Consider the following 5,806-nt stretch of genomic DNA (forward strand, 5'->3'; position numbering starts at 1 on the left):
AGAACATCACGCCGCCGCCTTCTCGGCCGGGCGCAGACCCAGCATGTGGCAGATCGCGTAGACGAGATCGGCGCGGTTCATGGTGTAGAAGTGGAAGTCAGTGACGCCGCGATCGGCGAGGTTGAATACCTGCTCGGCGGCTATTGCCGCAGCGACCAGCTTGCGGGTCTCGACATCGTGGTCGAGCCCCTCGAAGCGCTCGGCCAGCCAGTTCGGCACGAAGGTGCCGCAGCGTTCGGCGAAATTCTTGACCTGCTTGAAATTCTGCACCGGCACGATGCCCGGCACGATCGGGATATCGATGCCGCGCGAGCGCACGCGATCGACGTAGCGGAAATACACGTCGTTCTCGAAGAAGAACTGGGTGATGGCCCGCGTCGCGCCGGCATCGACCTTGGCCTGCAGCATGTCGAGATCGACATTGGCGTGGCGTGAATCCGGATGCTTCTCGGGATAGGCCGAGACGGAAATCTCGAAATCGCCGATCCGCTTGATGCCGGCGACGAGATCGGCGGCATTCCGGTATCCCTGCGGATGCGGCACATAAGTTGCGCCGACGCCGCCGGCCGGATCGCCGCGCAGCGCCACGATATGCTTCACGCCGATGTCGCGATAGTTGCGGATCACCGCATCGACCTCGTCGCGCGTGGCGTCGACGCAGGTCAGATGCGCGGCGGGCACGAGCGCGGTCTCGTCGAGAATGCGCTTGACCGTCGCGTGGGTGCGCTCGCGGGTCGAGCCACCGGCGCCATAGGTCACCGACACGAAGCTCGGCGCAAGCGGCGCGAGCCGTTCGATCGCCTCCCACAGCGAGCGCTCCATCTCCTCGGTTTTGGGCGGGAAGAATTCGAACGACACGCGCAGCGTCTTGCCGCGTCCGTTCACCAGCCGGCTGACCGGCGGAACCGCTGTATAGGTCATGCAACCTCCTGACGCCCGGCGATCCGCAGCCGGCGATCCTGTGCAAGCCAGAGCGACACGGCGATCTTTCCTTCCGTGCCGCGCTCCGGCGCGATGCTCCTGTGCATGGTGACGTCGAGGCCCGCCGCAGCGAGCCATTGCGACATGGTCTCCGGCGCAAAGCCGAGCCTGCGATGCGCATGCTCCTCGCGCAGGAATTCGAGTTCGTGCGGCGCGAAGTCGACGATCAGCAGCCGCCCCGAAGGCGCCAGAACGCGTGCAGCCTCGCGGATCGCGCGCGCGCCATCGTCGAGAAAATGCAGCACCTGATGGATGATGACGACGTCGAAGGAATCGCGCGGCACCGACAGATCGTAGATGTCGCCCTGCCGCACGCTGCAATGGCGCAGCCCTGCGCGTTCGAGGCGCGCGCGTGCCAGCAGCAGCATGTCGAGCGACATGTCGATGCCGAGCCCGCGCTCGATCTGCGGGCCGAACAATTCGAGCATGCGCCCGGTGCCGGTACCGAGATCGAGCAGCGAGCGGAACGGCTTGTCGGCGAGCGCCTTGACGATGGCCTGCTCCACCGCCTCGTCTGCGGCGTGAAGCTTGCGGATGCGGTCCCATTCGGCGGCATGTTCGCGGAAATAGGCCTGCGCGGCCGCAGCGCGCGCCTCGCGTACCGCGGCGAGCCGTTCGCGATCCCGGCTGACGATGGGATCGGCTGGATCGAGCTGCGCCACGATCATGCGCGCGACACCTGCCGCATCGCCGCTTTCCGCAATCCGGAAAAAGGCCCAGGCGCCCTCGCGGTGGCGTTCGATCAGATTGGCTTCGGCCAGCAGCTTGAGATGGCGGGAGATGCGCGGCTGGGACTGCCGCAGGATTTCGGTGAGGTCGGAGACGGTCAGTTCGGCCTCGGCGAGCAGCGCAAGGATGCGCAGGCGCGTGCCTTCCGCCACCGCGCGCAACGCATCGTGCATCGTCTCGAAGGCCAACGGGCCGGGCATCGGGACATTCCGGTCAGGATCGATATAAGGATATCTTTATACGGTAATTCGATGGGCGCAAGCCCACTTTTCTGACTGGCGTTAACTTTTTGTGTCGGGACCGCCAGGGTCCGGAACATCGGGCGTCTCCGGCGGATAGCTGCTCTTTCCAAGATGTGTGGTCGGCGCACTGCATTTCGCCTAAACCCACGTCATGACCCCTGACCCGAAAGCCGAAACCATCGACTGGTTTGCAGCCCGTCCGGGTGAAGTCGCGGTTGACCTTCCCGCGCAATTCGACGCGGGGCTTTATTTCATCGGCCGCATCCGCACGCCCTGGACGAAGCGCGAGGACTGCCCGAAGAATGCCGGCGAATCCGACGCCGTCTGCACCATCGAGGTCGACCCGCGTTATGCCAAAGCGCTCGACAAGGTGGAGACCTGCACGCATCTGATCATTCTGTACTGGATGGATCGCGCGCGCCGCGACCTCGTGGTGCAGACCCCGCGCCACTACGGCGAGGGCCGCGGCAGCTTCGCATTGCGCTCGCCGGTGCGTCCCAATCCGATCGCACTCAGCGTGGTGCAGCTTCTCAAGGTCGAGGGTACGACATTGTCGGTGAAGAATATCGACTGCCTCGACAATACGCCGCTGCTCGACATCAAGCCCTATTTCGCCTCGGTCGATTCCAAGCCGGATGCGCAAGTCGGCTGGCACCGCGACCGCAACAAAGGCTAATCGTCATGCGTCAGCTCCTGCCGCTCGTCCCCGCGAAAGCGGGGACCCAGATGCAAAAACTGGATTCCCGCCTTCGCGGGAATGAGCGGAGTTTGCTTTTGCTCGTTCGCCCAAATCGGAGTTTTTCATAATGCGCCTGCGTTCGTCCATCACCCGTGACGGCCTCGACCGCACCCCGCACCGCGCTTTCATGCGCGGCATGGGGCTCGACGATGCGGCGATCCACAAGCCGATGATCGGAGTCGTCTCGATGAAGGGCGAGAATACGCCCTGCAACATGACGCATTATCCGCAGGTGGAATGGGCCAAGCAGGGCATCGAGTCAGCCGGCGGCACGCCGCGCGAATTCACCACCATCTCGGTGTCGGACGGCATCGGCATGAACCACGAGGGCATGAAGTTCTCGCTGGTCAGCCGCGAAGTGATCGCCGATTCCATCGAGGCCGTGATGCAGGGCCATGCCTATGACGGGCTCGTCGCCTTCGGCGGCTGCGACAAGACCCTGCCCGGCGCGATGATGGGCATGGTGCGGGTGAACGTGCCGTCGGTCTTTGTCTATGGCGGGGCGGCGCTCCCCGGCCGCTTCGGCGGCCGCGACATCACCGTGCTCGATTCCTACGAGGCGGTTGGCGCGGTGCAGACCGGCACCATGAAGGAAGCCGATCTGAAGGTGCTGGAGCGGGTGGCCATTCCCGCGATCGGCGCCTGTGCCGGGCAATTCACCGCCAACACCATGGCGATGGTGTCGGAGGCGCTCGGCCTCACCGTGCCGAACTCCGCGATGGTGCCGGGCGTCTATGCCGAACGTTCGGCGATCGCGCAGCGCGCCGGAGAGATTGTGCTCGATATTCTCAAGCGCGGCGGGCCGCTGCCGCGCGAACTGGTCACCCGCAAATCGCTGGAGAATGCCGCCGCCATCGTTGCCGCGACCGGCGGCTCGACCAATGCTGCCTTGCATCTGCCCGCCATCGCCAACGAGGCAGGCATCGCCTTCACGCTCGACGATGTGGCGGCAGTGTTCGCGCGGACCCCGCTGATCGGCGATCTGCGTCCGGGCGGGCGCTTCCTCGCGAAGGACGTACACGATATCGGCGGCGTCTCGATCATCATCCGCGAACTGATCCGCTCCGGCCACATGCATGGCGACGTGCTGACCGTCACAGGCCGCACGCTCGCCGAGGAGCATGCCGGCGCGCCCGATGCGGACGGCCAGATCGTGCGGCGCGCCGGGAATGCGATCCGCCCCGACGGCGGGCTTGCGGTGCTGAAAGGCAATCTCGCGCCGGACGGCGCATTGCTGAAAGTCGCGGGACTGAGGTCGCTCGTCTTCGAGGGCACCGCGCGGGTGTTCGACGGCGAAGATGCGTGTACCGAAGCCGTGCGCAAGCGCGACTACAAGGAAGGCGATGTGCTGATCATTCGCTATGAGGGCCCGAGGGGCGGGCCGGGCATGCGCGAGATGCTCGGCACCACGGCGCTGATCTACGGCCAGCAAATGGGCGAGAAGGTCGCCCTCCTCACCGACGGCCGGTTTTCCGGCGCGACGCGCGGCATGTGCATCGGACATATCGCGCCGGAAGCTGCGGCCGGCGGGCCGCTCGCCTTCGTGCAGAATGGCGACCGCATCCGCATCGACAGCGCCGCGCGCAGCATCGACGTGCTGATCGACGATGCCGAGATGGCGCGCCGCAAGGCTGCGTGGAAAGCGCCGAAGCCGCGCCATGCCGCCGGATTGCTGGCGAAATACGCGCAGCTCGTCGGTCAGGCCGACAAGGGCGCGGTCACCCATGCCGGCAATGCGGAATGGCCGGAGGGGTGATTGGTGAAGAAGCCGACGCGCATTCGATGGGCTCCCTCTCCCATCGGGAGCGGGCTGGGGTGAGGAGTTACGATCTCGACGATAACCCCTCACCCGCTTGGCGTCGCTACGCTCGCCAATCGACCTCTCCCAAAGGGAGAGGTGAAAGGAGCAAGCCTCACGTTTTGAATCACTGCATCGGCGCGACGATCGTCGGGTGCTTCAGCGTCGAGGCGTCGAGCTTCTTCGCAATCGTCTTGTTCTCGGTATAGACGTCGAACATCGCCTGGATGCCGGCGAAATTCGGCGCAGCACCCGGTTCGCGGGCGAAGTCGTTCGGCTTGAGCAGATAGGTCTCCAGCGCCGCGACCGGCGCCTTCATGACTTCATGCACGACCTGGATGGTCTCGGGCCGGTTTTCCAGCGCCATCTTCATCGCCGCGGTGATGTCCTTCACATAGGCGGTCACCAGTTCCGGATTCTTGTCCACGAAGTCCTTCCGGCAGGCTTCGACGATATGCACGATATTGGGCAGCGCCTCCTCCAGCGCGAACAGCTTGCGCACGCCGCCCTTGGCTTCCGCTCGCGCCGCAAATGGCTGCACCATATTCACCGCATCGACGCGGCCCGAGCGCAGCGCGTCTTCCGACAGCGCGAAGCCCACTTCCACGAGCTTGATGTCCTTTTCCGGATCGACGCCGTGCTTGCGCAGCATCATGTTGAAGGGCGCATGCGTTCCGCCGCCGATCACCGAAATGCCGACGGTCTTGCCCTTCAGATCCTCGACCTTCTTGATCGGCGAATCGTCCTTCACCGCCCAATAGAGCGAGAAGCTGCCGGGACGTTCGCCGACATGCTGGGCGATCACATACATGTCGACATTGCCGGCCACCATGCTCTGGGCGATCGGCAGAATGCCCTGGGTCGCACAGTCGAGTGCGCCCGCCTGCATCGCCGCCGTCATCGGTGCGGTGCCGTTGAATTGCGACCACTCGATCTTGTAGGTCTTGCCCAGATTCGGGAATTTGTCCGGGCGCTTCATCATCCAGTATTTGGCTTCCTCGGCGGGAATGGTCCAGCCGACCCTGATGGTCGGCACGGTCTGGGCGAAGGCGGACGCCGAGACGGCGACCGCACCGGCGGCGAGACCCAAAACTGCAAGACGGCGAAACATATTCTGTATCCTTCTTTGGGAGGCGCGAACCGGCCTGCAGCGGCGTGCGGCAGCGGCCTGCGCCCGGAGGTAAGCCGATCTGAAGTCTGCATGGAACGACGGCGGACACGCCTCCGCAAGCTCAGATCTGCGCCGCTTGCAGTATAAAGCTTGGGCGAAATCCCGCTATCACTGCCGCCGCGCGAAAGGTCGCGCCCTCCCGGCAC

5 protein-coding genes are annotated in these 5,806 nt (G+C 64.9%); 2 read left to right on the forward strand and 3 right to left on the reverse strand.

Annotated elements, in window-relative coordinates:
• Window positions 1-6: 6 nt before the first annotated feature.
• Together metF and ACK41X_RS22165 are read right to left on the reverse strand one after the other, a co-directional pair.
• Complete coding sequence (gene metF, locus ACK41X_RS22160; protein WP_409728073.1) at window positions 7-921, reverse strand: methylenetetrahydrofolate reductase [NAD(P)H]; 915 nt, start codon at window positions 919-921, stop codon at window positions 7-9.
• Window positions 918-1,910, reverse strand: coding sequence for an ArsR/SmtB family transcription factor (locus tag ACK41X_RS22165; RefSeq protein ID WP_409728076.1), 993 nt, complete (start codon window positions 1,908-1,910; stop codon window positions 918-920). The genes metF and ACK41X_RS22165 overlap by 4 nt, the downstream gene beginning before the upstream one ends.
• Window positions 1,911-2,103: 193 nt before the next feature.
• On the opposite strand from ACK41X_RS22165, the gene tsaA reads away from it, so the two are divergent.
• Window positions 2,104-2,628 carry a tRNA (N6-threonylcarbamoyladenosine(37)-N6)-methyltransferase TrmO gene (tsaA, locus tag ACK41X_RS22170; RefSeq protein ID WP_409728079.1) on the forward strand — a complete coding sequence of 175 codons (525 nt, stop codon included), beginning with the start codon at window positions 2,104-2,106 and terminating at the stop codon, window positions 2,626-2,628.
• 127 nt (window positions 2,629-2,755) lie between these two features.
• A complete protein-coding gene (gene ilvD, locus ACK41X_RS22175; protein ID WP_409728085.1) occupies window positions 2,756-4,447 on the forward strand; it encodes a dihydroxy-acid dehydratase in 1,692 nt (563 codons plus the stop codon).
• Window positions 4,448-4,616: 169 nt separating this feature from the next.
• Here the strand turns inward: ilvD and ACK41X_RS22180 are convergent, their stop codons facing one another.
• Window positions 4,617-5,600, reverse strand: a complete 984-nt coding sequence (locus ACK41X_RS22180; RefSeq protein ID WP_409728082.1) for an ABC transporter substrate-binding protein — start codon at window positions 5,598-5,600, stop codon at window positions 4,617-4,619.
• Window positions 5,601-5,806 lie beyond the last annotated feature (206 nt).

Origin of the sequence: Pseudorhodoplanes sp., assembly GCF_046289595.1 — a bacterium.
GTDB lineage: Bacteria > Pseudomonadota > Alphaproteobacteria > Rhizobiales > Xanthobacteraceae > Pseudorhodoplanes.

Coding starts and splice junctions, on each gene's coding strand:
- metF (WP_409728073.1), bottom strand. CDS start 921: ATGACCTATACAGCGGTTCCGCCGGTCAGCCGGCTGGTGAACGGACGC.
- ACK41X_RS22165 (WP_409728076.1), bottom strand. CDS start 1,910: ATGCCCGGCCCGTTGGCCTTCGAGACGATGCACGATGCGTTGCGCGCG.
- tsaA (WP_409728079.1), top strand. CDS start 2,104: ATGACCCCTGACCCGAAAGCCGAAACCATCGACTGGTTTGCAGCCCGT.
- ACK41X_RS22180 (WP_409728082.1), bottom strand. CDS start 5,600: ATGTTTCGCCGTCTTGCAGTTTTGGGTCTCGCCGCCGGTGCGGTCGCC.